Consider the following 19,406-nt stretch of genomic DNA (forward strand, 5'->3'; position numbering starts at 1 on the left):
CATGACCGATCCTCAACCGACGCTCGAAGGACCGCGCGTCCAGCTTCGCCCGCTGCAACGCGATGACGCCCAAGCCTTGCTCGATGCCGCCGCCGACGGCGAGCTCTGGAATCTCGCGGTCACCGTCGTGCCGAACGCCGACACCATCGCCCGTTATATCGATGCCGCGCTCGCCGGTCGCGATGCCGGCACCGTCATGCCATTCGTGATCGTGCGCCGCGATACGGGCAAGGTTGCCGGCAGCACGCGCTTCTGGAAAGTCGATCGCGCGAACCGCAAGCAGGAGATCGGTCATACGTGGCTCGCGGCATCGGCGCAACGCACGGGCATCAACACCGAAGCCAAGCTGCTCCTGCTCACGCACGCGTTTGAAACCATGCAGTGCGTGCGCGTGCAGTTCACCACCGACGAACTCAATGCGAAGTCGCGCGCGGCGATACTCGGCATCGGCGCGAAACAGGAAGGAATCGTGCGGCACGAGCGCATCATGCCCGATGGCCGCAAGCGCAACTCGGTGCGCTTTTCGATCATCGACGACGAATGGCCCGGCGTCAAAGCGACGCTGCTTGCCAAGCTCGAACGTCAGGCGTAGCGGGTCTTCCTCCGCGTGCGCATGAAGGCGACGAAGCGGCGCGTGAGCGGGTCGTCGCATGCGCTTTGCCATGCGAGGCGATGCGCCTTTTCGCTAGTACGCCGCTCTGCCGCGTGAGACGAGCACGCGCTTGTAACGCGCGTCATCCGGCAAGGTCGGCACGTTGACTTAACGTGGCATCTGTTCTCCAAACGCCGCAACGTCGCAACGCACAGCCCACTAGCGCGCTTTGCGCGTCATCCAAACAAGCCCGCACGGCTTTTCTGTCCCGCTACAATCGGACGAACAGCCTTACAGCGGAGGGTTCTTACATGGATCTCATCATTCGCCGCGCGGCGCTCGTGCGCGGTCGCGAATTGGTCGACATCGGCATGGAAGCGGGACGCATCGTCGCCATCGAGCCGCATTTGAGCGCCACCGCGCGCGAGGAAATCGACGCCGACGGTTCGCTCGTCACCGCGCCTTTCGTCGATGCCCACTTCCACATGGACGCGACGCTCTCTTACGGCTTGCCGCGCGTGAACGCGTCCGGCACCCTGCTGGAAGGCATCGCGCTGTGGGGCGAACTCAAGCCCGAACTCACGCAGGAAGCGCTCGTCGAACGCGCGATGCAATATTGCGACTGGGCGGTCGGGCGCGGCTTGCTCGCCATTCGCACGCACGTCGATGTCTGCGATCCGCGTCTGCTCGCGGTCGAAGCCTTGCTCGAAGTCAAGCGGCGCGTGAAGCCGTATCTCGATTTGCAACTCGTCGCGTTTCCGCAAGACGGCGTGCTGCGCAGCGCCGGCGCGTTCGAAAATCTCAAGCGCTCGATTGCGCTCGGCGTCGATGTGGTCGGCGGCATTCCGCACTTCGAACGCACCATGGCCGACGGTGCGGCGTCCGTGAAACTGCTGTGCGAATACGCGGCGGAGCAGGGTTTGCGTGTCGACATGCACTGCGACGAATCGGACGATCCCATGTCGCGTCACATCGAAACGCTCGCCGCCGAAACGCACCGGCTCGGTCTGCAAGGCCGCGTGACCGGCTCGCATCTTACGTCCATGCATTCGATGGACAACTACTACGTGAGCAAGCTCATCCCGCTGATTCGCGAATCGGGCGTCGCGGCGATCGCCAATCCGCTCATCAACATCACGTTGCAAGGCAGATCGGATACGTATCCGAAGCGGCGCGGCATGACGCGCGTGCCCGAGCTGATGGCGGCAGGCGTCGATGTTGCCTTCGGACACGACTGCGTGATGGACCCGTGGTACAGCCTGGGCTCCGGTGACATGCTTGAAGTGGCGCACATGGGATTGCACGTCGCGCAGATGACGAGCCAGGATGGCATGCGCGCCGCGTTCGATGCGGTGACGACGACGCCTGCGCGCATTCTGGGCATCGAAGGTTACGGGCTGGAAGTGGGATGCAACGCGGATTGCGTCGTGCTCGACGCACGCGATCCGATCGAAGCCATTCGCCTGCGCGCGGCGCGCGTGGCCGTGGTGAGACGAGGAAAGGTCGTGAGCCGAAGTCCTGCCGTGCGCGCAACGCTTGCGCTGGAGGGACGGCCGCCAAGCGTCGACTTCAAACTCTGGCGCTAGGCGGACAATAACGCGGATAAAAAAGAAGGGGGCCGAAGCCCCCTTTTCGATTTATCCCGCCATGCCGTTATGCCTCAACAGCGCGTCGATGTTTGGCTCGCGTCCGCGAAAGGCCTTGAACGAATCCATCGCGGGACGGCTGCCGCCGACTTCGAGAATCTCCCGGCGATACCGCGTTCCCGTCTGCGCGTCCAGCACCGAACCGTTCGCGAGCTTCGCGGCTTCCTCGAACGCGGCGTAGGCATCGGCGGAAAGCACTTCGGCCCACTTGTAGCTGTAGTAGCCGGCCGCATAACCGCCCGCGAAGATATGGCTGAACGTGTTCGGCCAGCGCGAAAACGAGGTTTGCGGAATCACGTGGAACTTCTCGTTGATCTCGCGCGCCAGGTCGTTGACGTTCTGCGTGCTGTCCGCCGGATCGTAAGACGTGTGCAGGACGAGATCGAACATGGAGAACACGATCTGCCGCAAGGTGCCGAGACCGCTCTGGAAATTCTTGGCCGCGAGCATCTTGTCGAAGAGTTCGCGCGGCAGCGGTGCGCCCGTTTCGACGTGCGACGACATGTCGGTCAGCACGTCCCACTCCCAACAAAAGTTCTCCATGAACTGCGACGGCAACTCGACCGCATCCCACTCGACGCCGTTAATTCCCGACACGCCCATTTCCTCGATACGCGTCAGCATGTGATGCAGACCGTGGCCGAATTCATGGAACAGCGTGATGACTTCGTCGTGGGTGAAGCACGCAGGCTTGTTGCCGACGGGCGCCGAGAAGTTGCAGGTGAGATAGGCGACCGGCGTCTGCACGCCGCCTTGCGCGCGCTTGTGGCGTGAGCGGGCGTCGTCCATCCATGCGCCGCCGCGCTTGCCTTCGCGCGCGTACAGGTCGAGGTAGAACTGCGCGACGAGCGTGCCGTCCTGGTTTTCCACACGGAAGAAGCGCACGTCCTTGTTCCAGACGGCGGCTTCGTCACGGCGAATCGAGACGTTGAAGAGCGTTTCGGTGACCTTGAACAACCCCTTGAGCACGGCTTCCTGCGGGAAGTACTGCTTCACTTCGTTCTCGGAGAACGAATAGCGCTTCTGACGCAGACGCTCCGCCGCGAACGCGATGTCCCACGGTTGCAGTTCGGGCATGCCGAGTTCGGTGGCGGCGAACGCGCGCAGTTCCATCCAGTCGTTTTCGGCATAGGGACGCGCGCGCTTTGCGAGGTCTTCCAGGAACGCGATTACTTGCGCGGGCGACTCGGCCATCTTCGGTGCAAGCGACACTTCCGCGAAGTTCTGATAGCCGAGCGTGCGCGCTTCTTCGAGACGCAGCGCCAGGTTCTCCACGATGTTCTGCGTGTTATCCCACTCGGCCCGGCCCTTTCCGTAGGTCTCGCCGAGTTCCGACGCACGCGTGACATACGCGCGATACATCGCCTCACGCATCGGCCGATGCTCCGAATACTGCAGCACCGGGAAATACGACGGGAAGTGCAGCGTGAACTTCCAGCCTTCCTTGCCTTCGCGCTGGGCGGCTTCGTGTGCCGCTTCGATCACGTCGTCGGGCAGGCCTGCAAGTTCGCTTTGCTGCGTGACGTAATAGGCATATGCGTTGGTCGAATCGAGCACGTGATCCGAAAACGCCTTCGAGAGCGCGGCCTGTTCTTCCTGCAACTGGGCGAAGCGCGGCTTGCGGTCCTCGGAAAGCTCCGCGCCGGACAGACGGAAGTCGCGCAGCGAGTTCTCGAGAATCTTCTTGCGTTCGGGGGAAAGGCTCTCGAAGTCGGGGCCGGCCGCAATCGCCTTGTACTTTTCGTAGAGGGCGAGATTCTGACCGACGCTCGCCGAGAACTCGGTCACGCGCGGCAGATTCGCGGCGTGAGCGGCACGCAGTTCGGGCGTGTCCGCCACCGCGTTCAGATGGCCGACGACACCCCACGCGCGCGACAGCTTTTCCGATTCGAGTTCGACTGCCTCCACGATATCCGTCCAGGTGGCGGGCGTCTCGGGCGCGCTCGCGCGATCGACGGCGGCTTTCGCGGCGGCGAGCAGCACGTCGAGCGCGGGCGTCACATGTTCGGGCTTGATGTCCCCAAAACGCGGCAGGTCGGAAAAATCGAGCAGCGGATTGGCTGCGGCGTTCGTGGTGGCTTGGATGGTATCGCTCATGACTCTCCCTTACTTGCTAATACATGCTGATTCGGGTGCGGGCGCGAAGCGCCCAAACCTTCGTTCGTTTGCTCTATTCGAGCATTATTTAAGGGCGGTGTGGGCAAAATCCAATGGTTTGTTTTTAACGGGCCGATTAATGGATGAAATTCTTTTCGTGCCAGCTCCGGCCGCTTGGTCGCTTGACCGCTCAGTCGAGCGCCGCGCGTTCGGCCGCTTCGACGGTGTTGACGAGCAACATGGTGATGGTCATCGGTCCGACGCCGCCCGGCACCGGCGTGATGAAGCCGGCCACTTCCTTCACGTTCGCAAAATCCACGTCGCCGCAGAGCTTGCCGGCATCGTCGCGATTCATGCCGACGTCGATCACCGTCGCGCCCGGCTTCACCATGTCGGCGGTCAGGATATTGCGGCGGCCCGTGGCGGCCACGACGACATCGGCGTTGCGCGTGAAGCTGGCGATATCGCGCGTCTTGCTGTGGCAGATGGTGACGGTCGCGCCCGCTTCGAGGAGCAGGAGCGCCATGGGCTTGCCGACGATATTCGAGCGGCCGATCACCACCGCGTTCGCGCCCTTCAGGTCGATGCCGTGCGCCTCGAACATCTTCATCACGCCATAGGGCGTGCACGGGCGAAAGAGCGGCTTGCCCGTCAGGAGCGCGCCCGCGTTGGCGACGTGGAAGCCGTCGACGTCCTTTTGCGGCGCGATCGCTTCGATCACCTTATGGCTGTCGATATGCGCGGGCAGCGGCAATTGCACGAGAATGCCGTGGATCGCGGGATCGGCGTTCAGCTTGTCGATGTGCGCGAGCAATTCGTTCTCGGCGAGCGTCGCGGGAAAGCGGTCGAACACCGAATGCAGGCCGTTGTCGTGGCACGCCTTGACCTTGTTGCGCACGTAGACCTCGCTTGCCGGATTGTCGCCCACCAGCACGACCGCGAGGCCAGGCTTGTGGCCGCGAGCGGTGAGGGCGGCGGCGCGCCGGGCGACATCGGCGCGAAGAGTCTTGGAGAGGGCGTTGCCGTCGATGAGTTGGGCAGTCATGGCGAATCGGATTCGGATCGAGGATGGGCGAGAGAGATGTCCGGGCGTCGGACTCGCAGCGCCCGGCGCGATGATGCCGCGTTTGTTCGCGGGCATCGCCGGGTGTCTTCGCACCCTGGGGAAGGGCGAAATTATACCGCCGAGGGCTTCGTGGCGTTCTGGGCGGTGCGCGTCGCCGCTTTGATTCGGCGACGCGCGCATCGTTCAGGCCGGCCTTCTCACTGGGCGACCGGCTGCCACGACGAATCCGGATCGAACGACTTGATCGCCGCCGCCGTGCGCGGCGTCGCTGCGCCCAGATTCTTCTCGTACACCTGCCCGTCCTGATTGACGATGAACGACATCACGCCCGTCTGCCCATACTTTGCCGGCCACGCGATCATGGCGAAACCCCGGCTCAGGTTTCCGTCCTGCAGGTAGTTCATCGCGTCGCCTTTCGCATGCGGCCCCTGCGCCGTGAGAATGCGGTAGTGGTAACCGTAGTAGGCATCGGCCGTGTCGGTCTTGTCGGGCATGGTGGCGGCGAGCGGGCCGAGCGGGCTTTCGGGTTCACCGGGCGCGGCGTCCCAGTAAAGGCCGTCGTGCGTGCCGTGCGTGCTCAGAAAGCGCAGCGCGTAGTGGTTCGTGAGCTTCCGAAAGTCGTTTTGAGCATCGACGAAAGCGAGCGCGACCTGGATCACCGAACGCTCGTTGCGGCCAATGCGCCGCGTCAGCACTTCATCGCGCGCGGCGGGCATGTCGAAGCGCCAGCCCTGGGCCGCCTTCACGAGCGGGATCGGCAGCGTCCAGCCGCTGTCGCCCACTTCCACGTGCGCGCTGCGACGGCCGCCGAGCGGCTTGGCGTCTTCGACGATGCGATGCCCCTTGGCCCACGAGCCAAGGTACTGATAGATATCCTGCTCGCCGATGCTGTCGGTCGGCACATACTGCGCGTGGTCCTTGCCGAGCACCTTGGAAAGCGCGGTTTCGTCGTTGGAGGCGATGGCATCGGTGAGCGCCTCCGCGGCGGCTTCTGGCGACGGGTAAATTGCCTGCGCGTGCGCGAGCATGGGCATCGACAACGACATGAAAGCGAGTGCGGCGCAGAAGGCGCGTGAAAGTGCGTGTGCTTGGTTAAACGTCATCTCAGGCTCCTGTAGCGGATGGGGACATGGGGCGCGACACGATCAACGGCGATGAAAACCTCCGCCACCGCCAAGTCCGCCACCGCCGTGAAAACCTCCGCCGCCGAAGCCGCCTTCGCGCTGCACGCCGCCGCCGCCCGCACCAAGACCTGGGCGCTGCACGCCGCCGCCGTTGCCGCCTACACGATTCTGCTGATTCGCGAACGACTGCCTGCTCGCTTGCCCGCGCTGAGCGTCCTGCCGGGCCGTGTTGCCGTCGCCCGCGCCGCGCAGCGCGTTATCGCGATTCACGCTCTGCGCACGCTGCCGCACGCCGTTGTTGTCGAGCGCGTTCTGACCGCCGCCTTGCCGAATGTTCTGCACGCGCTGACTCGCATTCTGGTTGAGGTTCTGGCCGGTGCGCTGCTGCAGAGTCTGTGCGGCCTGCGCGCGGGCGTCGTTACGGCCGCGATACTGATCGCGGTTGGCCGCGCCGAGATTCTGATTGTTGAAGTTGTTTTGCCTGTTCGCGACGTTGTTCCGGTTGAACTGCGGGTCGTTGCGGTTCCAGTTCACGTTATTGCTGTTCGCGTTCAGGCGATTGTTCACGTTGATGTTGTTGTACCGATTGACGTTCACGTTCACATTGCCGTGGTTCCAGTCGCAATTGCCCCACAACGAATTCGCAACCGCGATGCCCGCGCCGAACGCGAGCCCCGTCGCGAATCCGGTGGCGATCGCATAGCCGGGCGGCGGCGGCACATACACCGGCGGATACGCGGGATACGGCCACGCGCCGTATACGACCGTCGGGTTGTAGGTCGGCACATAGACCACTTGCGGATTGGCAGGCTGAATCTGGATAGTCTGCTGCTCGACCACGATCTTCTGCTGCTCCGTGCTCTTGAGATTGCCCGCTGTCTGCGCGGCGCGGCGCAAGCGCTGCACGGAGTCCATCACGTCGCTCGGCTGCGCAATGAACGCGTTGCCAAGTTGCGTCATCCAGTCGGGCTTGGATGCCATCGTCGCGAGCGCCTGCGGGAAAGCAACGAGCGATTGCACGCTCGGGTCCCACGGCTCGGACTGCACGGCCTTGACGGCATCGTCGCCCTTGATGTTCGAGTTGGTCTTCGACCATTGCGCGGCCTCGGTGACCTCTTGCGGGTACGTCGACGCCATCAGCACTTGCGCGAGCAGCGCATCGGGATAAAGCGCGACGGGCGCGGTGAGCGCGTCGAGTTGCTGATTGCCGAGCTTGGGCGCCGTACTGGCCGCGCCTTGAGTCTGCGCAAGCACGGACGAGCAATGCAGCGCGGCGAGCGGCATGGCGGCAAGCGCTGCGCACAGCGCGAGCATGCGGGCTTGCCGCGCGGGCCGGGTCAAACGGGTGCGATGAGCGGTCAATTTCAGTTCCTCCGTTGCACGGTATTCGATGCTTCGGGCGCGACCTTGGCGCCCGACAGACACGCACACGCCGCCGCATGACGCGACATGCGCGCGAGAGATGAGCGTGAACCAGCGGGATGGATTGGCGGTACGAGAAGTAAGAGCGAAGCCGATGAAAGGCAATGACGCGAAGCAAGCACCGAGGCAATCACGCTGCTTTTGGCAGCACTCAATTCAAACGTTTGCCCGCGTGCCGAAGCACCGTTTGAAAAGGCGATGAATGCGTTGTCGTGCATGACCTCGTTCTCGTAAGGAGGGTGCGGTCGAGTTACGGGCCGCCCTTGGAATGTGCCAACGTGATCCACGAAATATCACGTTTTGCATGCGCGGACAACGAAGGAATGTCGAGAGAAGGGCGCGTGAATTGGAAGCGCAAATACGCATACGGCCAGCATCGAATGCCGGCCGTATGGTTGAAGATTGCCTTTAGGCAGTGAACTACGGTTATTGCTGCTGCGGCTTGTTTGAAAGCGCGAGACGCAGAAGGTCGGCAACGGTATTCACGGACAGCTTCTCCATGATGTTCGCGCGATGCGCTTCCACCGTCTTGATGCTGATGCCGAGATCGTCGGCGATCTGCTTGTTCAGCCGCCCGGCGATGATCCGCTCCAGCACCTGATGCTCGCGCGCCGTGAGCTTGCCGAGCCGCTCGGCGGCCGCGCGTTGCTGCTGCACGCTGCTGCTTTCGTTGCGCGCTTTTTCGAGCATGCGCTCGACGAGCTTGCGCAGTTCGGCTTCGTCGAACGGTTTCTCGATGAAATCCATCGCGCCTTTCTTCATCGTCGAGACGGCCATCGGCACATCGCCGTGACCGGTCACGAAGATGATCGGCAGAAGCGAATTCTCGGCGATCAGCTTTTCCTGCAACTCGAGGCCGGTCATGCCGGCCATGCGCACATCGAGAATCAGGCACGAAATGGCGCCCGAATGCGCGATCGGCAGATAGACGTCGAGGAACGATTCCGCGCTCGAAAAACACTGCACGCGATACCCGTTCGCCTCGAGCAGCCAGCGCAACGAATCACGCACGGCTTCGTCATCGTCCACGACAAAGACGGTTTCCTGAGTGGTGACTGGACTGCTCATAGTTCTCCCGTAACTGTTTGTTGTCTCGTATGTTCGCTTTGCGACCCGGCGTTGCCGCCCGAGTCCGTGCCCGACCCATCCACTTCGCCGATCGGTAGGCTGCAATGGAAAGTCGCGCCGGTCACGTGTCCGTCCGATTCGACATTGTTCACGACCCAAAGGCGGCCGCGATGCGATTCGATGATCGAACGGCAAATGTTCAGCCCCATGCCCATGCCATCGGACTTGGTGCTGTAAAACGGTTCGAAGAGACGCTCGGCGGTGGCTTCATCCACACCCGGGCCCTGATCGACCACGCTGATGCACACCACGCCGCCGTCGAGCCGCTGCACGATCACGCGGATTACGGGATCGACGGCATTCGGTTTTGCATCATGCATTGCTTCGGCTGCGTTTTTCAACAGATTCACGAGCACTTGTTCGATCAGCACGGGATCGACGTAGATCACGGGCATGCGCGAGCGGATTTCCGTGACGATGCGAATCTTGCGTTTGCGCGCCTCGATTTCGGCGAGACCGACTGCATCCGCGACGATATCGGCCACGCGCGTCGCCTGCCGCTTCGGCTCGCTGCGCTTCACGAACTCGCGAATGCGCTTGATGATCATGCCTGCGCGCACCGCTTGCTGCGCGGTTTTTTCGAGCGCGGGCAAGAGCGATTCCTGTGTCATGCGCCCGGATTTCACCAAGGCGACGCAGCCCGAACAATAGTTGTTGATGGCCGCGAGCGGCTGATTCAGCTCATGCGCGAGCGACGACGCCATTTCACCCATCGTCATCAAACGGCTCGTGAACTGCAGCTTCTCTTCCTGCTGATGCGCGAGTTCCTGCGCCTGCTTGCGCTGCGTGATGTCGGTCGCGATCTGCATCTGCGCGAGATGGCCGTCCACCCACTGAATGTACTGGCGGCGCACTTCGAACCACTTCTGGATGCCTTCCACATAGACTTCCTGCGCGTCGGCCGAGCTTTCGGTCAGCGCGGTGGCGGGCAGTCCGGCGTAGGTATCGACCATGTCGATGGTGTCCGACGAACTCAGCTCCGACGAACCCGAAGCGCCATCGAAACCGGCGCCCGCAAGCTGCAAGTGCCCGTCCGGACGAATGCCGAAGAGATGCCGGTAATAGCGGTTCGCGAACAGCAGTTCGGCTTCGTCGGCGGCGAGAACGGAGACGGCGGCATCGAGACTTTCGAGCACCGTGGTGAAGCGTTCGTGGGCCGCGGCGAGCTCTTCGCGCGCGCGCTTGGGTTCGGTGATGTCCGTCATCGACGACATCCAGCCGGTCTGGCGGCCCGAACTGTCGATCAACGGCGACACGTAAAGACGCGCGTGGAAGAACGAACCGTCCTTACGGCGCACGCGCAACTCGAAACCGGAAGAGGGCGCCTTGCCGCGCAGCGTCATGTCGAGTTGGCGCTGCATCTCGGGATAGGCATCGCGCGGCCAGTACGGAAACGGCGCGTTCTTGCCGACGAGATCGCTTTCGTCCCAACCCGTCATGCGGCAGAACGCGGGATTCACGTGCGTGATGCGGCCGTGCATGTCGAGCACGCGCATGCCGATCAAGACGGAGTTTTCCATCGCGCGGCGGAAGAACGCTTCGGCGTAAAGCGCCTGTTGCGCCTCGAAGCGCTGACGCGTGTGCTTCCAGAGACTCCACAAGCTCCAGAGCACGAAGCACGACAGGCCGGCGACGAGCCACACCAGCGTGTTGTTCGTGAAGTTCGTGAGCTGCGGATACGAATACACGCGCACCGACAACCCCTGGCCGGGCGGATCGAGCGGCAGATCGTAGAACATGTCGCGCGGCAGGCGTGGACGGCTCGATGTCGTCGCGAGTTCGCGATTGTTCAGATCGGTGATGGAGATCTTGTACTTCGCCGACAGCTCGCTCGGAATGTCGTGCTTCAGAATGCCTTCGATGGAAAACACCGCCGCGATGGACCCGAGGAATTCGCGGTCGCGAAACACCGGCGTTTGCAAGGTGATGTAGCCGTTGCCGAGGTCGTCGTAGAGTAAGGGCGAATAAACCTGGCGACGCGTCGTGCGCGCTTCCTCGAAGGCGGCCTGCACCGCTTCGTCCATCTGCGTGTCGTTGGGTTTGGCGAGCCGCGACCCGAGTACCGGCAGCGGCGTATTGGGCCAGCGCGGTTTGTGCTGGCTCGTGTACCAGTTCATGTAGAGGATCTCGGGATGCCCCTGCATGATGTCGGTGGAAGACGTCTGGAATGTCTGAGGGTCGCCATGACCGCTTGCGATGTCTCGCGATAACGCCTGGATCTGCTCTTGCGCACCCGTCATCGAAAGACGAATCTGTTGCTGGGCCCAGGCGACGTTCCGGTATAGCGTGTCTTCCTGCTGCTGCTGCTCGCGGCGGTTGAGACTCCAGAGAATCAGGCTCATGACGACCAGAAAAACGAGGATCGAGATGAGCGGCGTGAGTAAATAGGAGTTCGACCACCACGGTCCGTGGTGCCAGCGGGTGGGCGACGAGTCGGTCGGCTTGCGCGCGACCCGCGCCGAGCGTGCGAGAAGCCGATCGGTCAACATGGAAGCGATTGTAACGCAGCGTCTGATTGTTAATTAGCGTAAAAAGGTGCTAGAGACGGCTCAATTGCGGGAAAAGGAGGAGAAAAGTCTGATTAAAAAAGCCTTATCGGACGGTGCATTGCAGCAATTTTCCGCATTATGAGATCATCTCTCATGATTCGAAAAATTCCTTGCTACAAAGTCTGGACCCTATTTAGAATTGCCGGCACGCGGCCAGTGCCCGGTTTTCGGCGGGCGACTGTCGGCGGTTCTTAGAGCGATCCTCACATCAGGAGACGAGCATGTCCGCTGTACCCGACGAAGTTCTCAAATATGTCGCCAATGCCAAAGACGACGATCCTCAGGAAACCGCCGAGTGGCTCGACGCACTCGACGGCGTCATTTCGGCAGTCGGTCCTGATCGCGCGCACTACCTGATCGAAAAGCAGATCGAATTCGCCCGCGTGCATGGCGAGCATCTGCCGTTTTCGGCGAATACGCCCTATATCAATACGATTCCCGTCGCCGGCCAGGCCAAGATTCCGGGCGACCAGGACATCGAGCACCGCATTCGTTCGTACACGCGCTGGAACGCCATCGCCATGGTGTTGCGCGCGGGCAAGGACACCAATGTCGGCGGTCACATCGCTTCGTTTGCTTCGGCGGCGACGCTCTACGACGTCGGCTTCAATCACTTTTGGCACGCACCGTCGAAGGAACATGGCGGCGATCTCGTGTTCGTGCAGGGTCACTCGTCGCCGGGCGTCTACTCGCGCGCGTTCCTGCTCGGCCGTCTGACCGAGGCGCAGCTCAACAACTTCCGTCAGGAAGTGGGCGGCGAGGGAATCTCCTCGTATCCGCATCCGTGGCTGATGCCGGACTTCTGGCAATTCCCGACGGTGTCCATGGGCCTGGGCCCGATCATGGCCATCTATCAGGCGCGTTTCATGAAGTACATGGAAGCGCGCGGTATCGTGAAGACGCAGGGCCGCAAAGTCTGGGCGTTCCTGGGCGACGGCGAAACGGACGAGCCGGAATCGCTCGGCGCAATCGGCATGGCCGGGCGCGAGCGTCTGGACAACCTCGTGTTCGTCATCAACTGCAACTTGCAGCGTCTGGACGGTCCGGTGCGCGGCAACGGCAAGATCATCCAGGAACTCGAAAGCGAATTCCGTGGCGCTGGCTGGAACGTCGTCAAGGTAATCTGGGGCAGCCGCTGGGACGCGCTCTTCGCACGCGACAAGACCGGCGCGCTCATGCGCCGCATGATGGAAGTGGTCGACGGCGAGTACCAGACCTACAAGTCGGAATCGGGCGCGTTCGTGCGCGAGCACTTCTTCAACACGCCGGAACTGAAGGCGCTGGTGGCCGACTGGTCCGATGAAGACATCTGGAACCTGAACCGCGGCGGCCACGATCCGCACAAGATCTACGCGGCTTACGATCAGGCGCAGAAGTCGAAGGGCTCGCCTACCGTGATCCTCGCCAAGACCATCAAGGGTTATGGCATGGGCGAACACGGCCAGGCCATGAACATCACGCACCAGCAGAAAAAGCTGCCGATCGACACGCTGAAGAAATTCCGCGACCAGTTCCGTCTGCCGTTGACCGACGAACAGATCGCCGACGTGCCGTATCTCACCTTCGAGGAAGGCTCGAAGGAACTGGAATACATGCGCGCCCGCCGTCAGGAACTGGGTGGCTATCTGCCGTCGCGCCGCGAGAAGGCGGAGTCGCTGCCGGTGCCGGAACTGTCGGCATTCGAGCCGCTGCTCAAGGGCACGGGCGAAGGCCGCGAAATCTCCACGACGATGGCGTTCGTGCGGGTGCTCAACATCCTCTTGAAGGACAAGGCCATCGGCAAGCGTATCGTGCCGATCGTGCCGGACGAGTCGCGTACTTTCGGCATGGAAGGCCTCTTCCGCCAGATCGGGATCTGGAATCAAGACGGCCAGAAGTACATTCCCGAAGACTCCGACCAGCTGATGTTCTACAAGGAATCGGAAACCGGGCAGATTCTGCAGGAAGGCATCAACGAAGCCGGTGGCATGTGTGACTGGATCGCGGCCGCGACGTCGTATTCGACGCACGGCGAGATCATGATCCCGTTCTACATCTTCTACTCGATGTTCGGCTTCCAGCGCATCGGCGACCTGGCCTGGGCGGCGGGCGACATGCGTTCGCGCGGCTTCCTGCTGGGCGGCACCGCTGGGCGCACGACGCTCAACGGCGAAGGCCTGCAGCACGAAGACGGCCACTCGCTGCTGTGGGCAGCATCGATCCCGAACTGTGTGAGCTACGACCCGACCTTCGGTTACGAACTCGCGGTCATCATGCAGGACGGCCTGCGCCGCATGGTCGCCGACCAGGAAGATGTGTATTACTACATCACCGTGATGAACGAGAACTACGAGCATCCGGCGATTCCGCAAGGCGAGTCGGTTGCCGCGGACATCATCAAGGGCATGTACGCGTTCAGGAAGGCCGAAGGCGCGGCAAAGGGTCCGCGCGTCCAGTTGATGGGCGCGGGCACGATCTTCAACGAAGTGATCGCCGCCGCCGACTTGCTCAAGAACGACTGGGGCGTGGCCGCCGACCTGTGGAGCGTGCCGAGCTTCACGGAACTGGCTCGCGAAGGTCAGGCAATCGACCGCTGGAATCTGCTGCATCCGGCCGACGAAAAGCAAGTGCCGCATGTCACCAAGCTGCTCAAGGGCGCGCAAGGTCCGGTGATCGCGTCGACGGATTACATCCGCGCGCTCGTCGACCAGATTCGCGCCTATGTCCCGAACAAGTTCGTGGTGCTCGGCACCGACGGCTACGGCCGCTCGGACACGCGCGAAGCACTGCGCCACTTCTTCGAAGTCGACCGCTACTGGGTCACGCTGGCCGCGCTCAACGCGCTCGCCGACGAAGGCACGATCGAGCGCAAGGTCGTCGCTGAGGCGATCAAGAAGTACAACCTCGACCCGGCTAAACCCAACCCGATGACCGTCTAAAGGCATCGCCCCCGTGCGTTGTGATGCGGCGCGCTCCCGAAGCGGGGGCGCGCCGCATGCAACACAGGAGACACTAATAATGAGTCAAGCGATCGAAGTCAAAGTGCCGGACATCGGCGATTTCAAGGACATTCCCGTGATCGAGGTTCTGGTCAAGGTGGGCGATGTCGTTGAACAGGAACAGTCCCTCGTCACGCTGGAATCCGACAAGGCCACCATGGATGTACCGAGCTCCTCCGCGGGCACGGTCAAGGAAGTAAAAGTCAAAGTGGGCGATAACGTGTCGGAAGGCACGTTGATCGTCGTATTGGAAAGCGGCGCTTCCGCGCCCGCCCAAGCCGACGCGCCCGCCAAGCAGGAAGCGCCCGCCGGCACGACCACGCAGTCGCAGCCCGCGCAAGCCGCTCAGGCTTCGAGCGGCGGCGGATCGGTGGAAGTGAAGGTGCCGGATATCGGCGACTTCACGGATATCCCGGTCATCGAAATCGGTGTGAAGGTTGGCGACAAGGTGGAGAAGGAGCAGTCGCTCGTCACGCTCGAATCCGACAAGGCGACCATGGATGTGCCTTCGCCTGCCGCCGGCACCGTCAAGGAATTGAAGGTCAAGCTCGGCGATACGGTGTCAGAAGGCACGCTGATTCTGATTCTCGAAGGCGGCGAAAGCAGCCCGGCCGCTTCCGCGCCCAAGCAGGAGGCGCCGAAGCAGGAAGCGCCGAAGCCGGTCGAAGCGCCGCCCGATGCGCCCGCCAAACCCGCGCCCGCGCCCGCGCAGCCGTCCGCGCTCGCGCAGGCGCCCGCGATTCCCGCAGGCGATGGCACACGCACGTCGAGCCACGCGTCGCCTTCGGTGCGCAAGTTCGCGCGCGAACTCGGCGTCGATGTCACGCGCGTGCGCGGTTCCGGTCCGAAAGGCCGCATCACGCAAGGCGACATCACCGCGTTCGTGAAGGGCGTCATGTCGGGTCAGGGCGCAGCGCCCGCCGCGGTTGCCGCGCCGGCTGGCGGCGGTGGCGACCTCAACTTGCTGCCGTGGCCGAAGATCGACTTCACGAAGTTCGGTCCTGTCGATCCAAAGCCGCTGTCGCGCATCAAGAAGATCTCGGGTGCGAACCTGCATCGCAACTGGGTGATGATCCCGCACGTCACGAACAACGACGAAGCGGACATCACCGAGCTCGAAGCGCTGCGCGTGAAGCTGAACAAGGAAAACGAGAAGTCGGGCATCAAGATCACGATGCTGGCTTTCGTCATCAAGGCAGTGGTTTCCGCGCTGAAGAAATTCCCGACCTTCAACGCGAGTCTCGACGGCGACAACCTCGTCTTCAAGAAGTATTTCCACGTTGGCTTCGCGGCCGATACACCGAACGGCCTCGTCGTCCCGGTGATCCGCGACGCCGACAAGAAGGGCTTGATGGATATCGCGAAGGAGATGACGGATCTCTCGAAGCTCGCTCGCGAAGGCAAGCTGAAGCCGGACCAGATGCAAGGCGGCTGCTTCTCGATTTCTTCGCTGGGCGGCATCGGTGGCACGAACTTCACGCCGATCATCAACGCGCCGGAAGTGGCCATCCTGGGTCTGTCGCGTGGCGCGATGAAGCCGGTGTGGGACGGCAAGCAGTTCGTGCCGCGCCTCACGTTGCCGCTGTCGCTGTCGTATGACCACCGCGTCGTCGACGGTGCGGAGGCGGCGCGCTTCAACGCCTATCTCGCGGGCATTCTGGCGGACTTCCGCCGGGTGATTCTCTAAAAAAGTGGCGCGTGTCTTCCTCGCTCGATTGTGCGGGCAAGACACGTGAGACGCTGGGACCGGCGCGTGCTTCGGTGCGCGCGCCTGCTCCAACCGCTCTTCTTCGCCATCATCTTGCATGGGACCCGGGTCAGGCGCTTCAGGCACCGGCTCTGGTCGACATAGGGGACAAATATGAGTCTCGTCGAACTAAAAGTACCCGACATCGGCGACTTCTCCGATGTCGATGTCATCGAAGTCAATATCAAGCCCGGCGACGCCATCGAAAAGGAACAGGGCGTCATCACGCTCGAAACCGATAAGGCCACCATGGAAGTGCCCGCCGATCAGGCAGGCACGATCAAGGAAGTGAAGGTCAAACAGGGCGACAAAGTCTCGCAAGGCTCGGTCATCGCGATGATCGAAACCGAAGGCGCGAGCGCCGCTGCGGAACCTAAGGCCGAAGCGCCGAAGGAAGCGTCGTCCGCAAAGCCGGCTGCACCCGCGCCCGCGGCGTCGGGCGGCGGCGCACAGGACGTGAAGGTGCCGGATATCGGCGACTTCAAGGACATTCCGGTCATCGAGATCCATGTGAAGCCGGGCGATACGGTCGAGAAGGAGCAATCGCTCGTCACGCTCGAATCCGACAAGGCGACCATGGATGTGCCTTCGCCCGCCGCGGGCACCGTGAAGGAACTGAAGGTCAAGCTGGGCGACAACGTCTCCGAAGGCAGCGTGATTCTGACGCTCGAAGGTCAGGGCGGAGGCGTGAGCGAAGTGCCGACCAAGCCGACGGCCGCGCAACCGCAGCCCGCCGAAAAGGCGAGCGCCGCGCCCGCGCCGAAGGCAGGCAGTTATTCGGGCAGCGCGGATGTCGAGTGCGACATGCTCGTGCTCGGCGCAGGCCCCGGCGGCTATTCGGCGGCGTTCCGCGCAGCGGATCTCGGCATGAGTACCGTGCTCGTCGAACGCTATGCGACCCTGGGCGGCGTGTGTCTGAACGTCGGCTGCATTCCGTCGAAGGCGCTGCTGCATACCGCGCTCGTGCTCGACGAAGCCAAGCATCTCGAATCGCACGGCATCACGTTCGGCAAGCCGAGCATCGATCTGGACAAGCTGCGCGGCTTCAAGGAAGGCGTCGTCAAGAAGCTGACCGGCGGTCTCGCGGGCATGGCGAAGGCGCGCAAGGTACAGGTGGTGACGGGCGTCGGTACGTTCGTCGATCCGAACCACATGGAAGTGCAGGGCGACGGCGGCAAGAAGGTCGTCAAGTTCAAGAAGGCGATCATCGCGGCGGGTTCGCAGGCGGTGAAGTTGCCGTTCTTCCCGGACGATCCGCGCGTGGTCGACTCGACCGGCGCGCTCGAACTGCGTCAGATTCCGAAGCGCATGCTGGTGGTGGGCGGCGGAATCATCGGGCTGGAAATGGCGACGGTTTATGCGTCACTCGGCTCCGAAATCGATGTCGTCGAAATGCTCGACGGTCTGATGATGGGCGCCGACCGCGATCTCGTGAAGGTCTGGGAGAAGTACAACGCGAAGCGCTTCGCCAACGTCATGCTGAAGACCAAGACGACCAAGGCGGAAGCCAAGGACGACGGCATTTACGTGACGTTCGAGGGCGACAAGGCGCCGACCGAAGCGCAGCGTTACGACCTCGTGTTGCTGGCCGTGGGCCGCAGTCCGAACGGCGGGAAGATCGGCGCGGACAAGGCGGGCGTCGCGGTGACGGATCGCGGCTTCATCAACGTCGACAAGCAACTGCGTACGAACGTCGAGCATATTTTTGCGATCGGCGATCTCGTTGGCCAGCCGATGCTCGCGCACAAGGCCGTGCACGAAGGCCACGTCGCGGCGGAAGCGGCGCATGGCGAGAAGGCGTACTTCGATGTGCTGCAAATTCCGTCGGTGGCTTATACCGATCCGGAAGTGGCGTGGGCCGGCAAGACCGAAGACCAGTGCAAGGCCGAAGGCATCAAGTACGGCAAGGCGGTGTTCCCGTGGGCCGCTTCGGGCCGCGCGATCGCCAATGGTCGCGACGAGGGCTTCACCAAGCTGATTTTCGATGAAGCGACGCATCGCGTGATCGGCGGCGGGATCGTCGGATTGAACGCGGGCGATCTGATCAGCGAAGTGTGTCTCGCGGTCGAGATGGGCGCGGATGCCACGGACATCGGCAAGACCATCCACCCGCATCCGACCTTGGGCGAATCCATCGGCATGGCGGCGGAGTTGTACGAAGGCGTCTGTACGGACTTGCCGCCGCAGCGCAAGAAGTAAGCGGCCGCAAGAGGGTGTCGAGCGAAGCGCGCTTCTTCACGGAAGCGCGCTTTTGCTTTTGAGCTGCGCGCTCGAAAGCGTGAGGCGAAAGCCGTTTTTTCGAACCAACAGACGACAAAAAACCCGGCGCGAGGCCGGGTTTTTCGTGATTCTTGCTTCGTCAACCGGGCGAACCCGGCTTCGAACTTACGCAACCGTCTTCTTGGCGGTGCGCGTAGCTTGTTCGGTCGCTTGCGTAGCGGCCTTCGTGGCGGCCGTGGCGGCTGCGTTGAAGTTGCTTTCAGCGATTTCGACAGCTTGCTTCGTTGCCTTGTGAACCGTTTCGTACGTCGTGTTGGCGGCGGTGATGGCCGACTTCATGACCGCGACTGCGGTTTCCGAACCAGCCGGTGCGTTCTTCGCGACGTTGTCGACGAGCGATTGCACCTTGCGGTTTTGCTCTTCGTACTGCGCTTCAGCAACGCGAGCGAATTCAGCTTGCGTGGACGACGCAATTTCATACAGATGACGGCCGTACGACAGAACCTTCTCGGCGACCGGCTGCGTGAGGCTTGCTTGCAGCGAGAGGAGTTCTTGTGCGTCCTTGACCGACAGCGCGCGCTGGGTGTTCTCCTGGCTTTCGGCCAGGGTGGACTTCACGACTTGCAGATTCAGTTCGACCAGCTTTTCGATACCTTCGAATGCCTTGTTCGTGAGGCCAAACAGCGTGTCGAAGTTAGCTTTTTGTGCGGCGGCGATTTGCTCGGGGGTCAACAGGGTCATCTCAGGCTCCTGATAGTCGACCCATCAACGCGGGTCGTGGTTTGGTAGATCCGGCGCGCCGTTGCGGCCGGTTACTGCAAAGTGCGATTGGTGCGT

General features: G+C 62.5%; 12 protein-coding genes and 1 pseudogene. 6 read left to right on the forward strand and 7 right to left on the reverse strand.

What is annotated here, in order from left to right; genetic code table 11:
* Position 1: 1 nt before the first annotated feature.
* Together LDZ28_RS04955 and LDZ28_RS04960 are read left to right on the forward strand one after the other, a co-directional pair.
* On the forward strand, positions 2-592 hold the full coding sequence (locus tag LDZ28_RS04955) for a GNAT family N-acetyltransferase (RefSeq protein WP_244827593.1): 591 nt from the start codon (positions 2-4) through the stop codon (positions 590-592).
* Between the two features lie 311 nt (positions 593-903).
* Positions 904-2,178: an amidohydrolase family protein gene (locus tag LDZ28_RS04960; protein WP_244827594.1), complete on the forward strand. Its 1,275-nt coding sequence runs from the start codon at positions 904-906 to the stop codon at positions 2,176-2,178.
* Positions 2,179-2,229: 51 nt separating this feature from the next.
* Here LDZ28_RS04960 and LDZ28_RS04965 read toward each other — a convergent pair whose 3' ends face one another.
* From LDZ28_RS04965 to fixL, 6 genes are all read right to left on the reverse strand, one after another.
* The gene (locus LDZ28_RS04965) at positions 2,230-4,335 is read right to left on the reverse strand and encodes a M3 family metallopeptidase (RefSeq protein WP_244827595.1); all 2,106 of its coding nucleotides are present in this window, start codon (positions 4,333-4,335) and stop codon (positions 2,230-2,232) included.
* A 190-nt stretch (positions 4,336-4,525) separates the two neighbouring features.
* Entirely contained in the window at positions 4,526-5,380 is an 855-nt protein-coding gene (folD, locus tag LDZ28_RS04970; RefSeq protein WP_244827596.1) for a bifunctional methylenetetrahydrofolate dehydrogenase/methenyltetrahydrofolate cyclohydrolase FolD, read from the reverse strand.
* A 218-nt stretch (positions 5,381-5,598) separates the two neighbouring features.
* A complete protein-coding gene (locus tag LDZ28_RS04975; RefSeq protein ID WP_370652098.1) occupies positions 5,599-6,504 on the reverse strand; it encodes a DUF2950 domain-containing protein in 906 nt (301 codons plus the stop codon).
* Positions 6,505-6,546: 42 nt separating this feature from the next.
* A complete protein-coding gene (locus tag LDZ28_RS04980) occupies positions 6,547-7,809 on the reverse strand; it encodes a DUF3300 domain-containing protein (protein ID WP_244828005.1) in 1,263 nt (420 codons plus the stop codon).
* Positions 7,810-8,373: 564 nt separating this feature from the next.
* Positions 8,374-9,015, reverse strand: a complete 642-nt coding sequence (gene fixJ, locus LDZ28_RS04985) for an oxygen response regulator transcription factor FixJ (RefSeq protein WP_244827597.1) — start codon at positions 9,013-9,015, stop codon at positions 8,374-8,376.
* A complete protein-coding gene (gene fixL / locus LDZ28_RS04990) occupies positions 9,012-11,564 on the reverse strand; it encodes an oxygen sensor histidine kinase FixL (protein WP_244827598.1) in 2,553 nt (850 codons plus the stop codon). The genes fixJ and fixL overlap by 4 nt, the downstream gene beginning before the upstream one ends.
* Before the next feature lie 281 nt (positions 11,565-11,845).
* Here fixL and aceE point away from each other — a divergent pair, with 281 nt between their 5' ends.
* From aceE to lpdA, 4 genes and pseudogenes are all read left to right on the forward strand, one after another.
* Positions 11,846-14,542: a pyruvate dehydrogenase (acetyl-transferring), homodimeric type gene (aceE, locus tag LDZ28_RS04995; RefSeq protein ID WP_244827599.1), complete on the forward strand. Its 2,697-nt coding sequence runs from the start codon at positions 11,846-11,848 to the stop codon at positions 14,540-14,542.
* A 79-nt stretch (positions 14,543-14,621) separates the two neighbouring features.
* Positions 14,622-16,289: a dihydrolipoyllysine-residue acetyltransferase gene (gene aceF / locus LDZ28_RS05000; protein ID WP_244827600.1), complete on the forward strand. Its 1,668-nt coding sequence runs from the start codon at positions 14,622-14,624 to the stop codon at positions 16,287-16,289.
* A 174-nt stretch (positions 16,290-16,463) separates the two neighbouring features.
* Positions 16,464-16,655 (forward strand): annotated as a pseudogene (locus tag LDZ28_RS32830) (biotin/lipoyl-containing protein); the annotation flags it as partial.
* 150 nt (positions 16,656-16,805) lie between these two features.
* Entirely contained in the window at positions 16,806-18,548 is a 1,743-nt protein-coding gene (gene lpdA / locus LDZ28_RS05005) for a dihydrolipoyl dehydrogenase (protein WP_370652129.1), read from the forward strand.
* Positions 18,549-18,734: 186 nt separating this feature from the next.
* Here the strand turns inward: lpdA and LDZ28_RS05010 are convergent, their stop codons facing one another.
* Positions 18,735-19,310, reverse strand: coding sequence for a phasin family protein (locus LDZ28_RS05010; protein WP_244827602.1), 576 nt, complete (start codon positions 19,308-19,310; stop codon positions 18,735-18,737).
* Positions 19,311-19,406 lie beyond the last annotated feature (96 nt).

This window comes from Caballeronia sp. TF1N1, assembly GCF_022878925.1.
GTDB lineage: Bacteria > Pseudomonadota > Gammaproteobacteria > Burkholderiales > Burkholderiaceae > Caballeronia.